This is a genomic window from Ochrobactrum sp. SFR4 (assembly GCF_019730395.1).
GTDB lineage: Bacteria > Pseudomonadota > Alphaproteobacteria > Rhizobiales > Rhizobiaceae > Pseudochrobactrum.
This window is the reverse complement of record NZ_JAAPBB010000935.1, coordinates 1-261: the sequence shown is the minus strand read 5'-3', so window position 1 is coordinate 261 and position 261 is coordinate 1. Positions and strand designations below refer to the sequence as shown.

The window sequence follows — 261 nt, the reverse complement described above, 5'->3', positions numbered from 1 at the left end:
TCTTTATCGGCCTGCCTTTTGTGGTGCGTACCATTCAGCCGGTGATTGAGGAAATCAGTCGTGAGCAGGAAGAGGCGGCGGCAACGCTGGGAGCCAGCCGCTTTCAGACGGTATTTCGTGTGCTGTTACCGGGCTTGCAACCGGCTATCCTGACCGGTTTTTCACTGGCCTTTGCCCGTGCTGTCGGGGAATATGGCTCAGTGATTTTTATCGCTGGTAACCGGCCCTATTCGACAGAAATCGCACCATTGTTGATCTTCA

Annotated in this window: 1 protein-coding gene; it reads left to right on the top strand. The window is 54.0% G+C overall.

Annotation, left to right across the window (positions count from 1 at the left end):
* On the top strand, positions 1-261 hold a 261-nt coding region (locus HBA93_RS21825; protein ID WP_221724644.1), incomplete at both ends, for an ABC transporter permease subunit.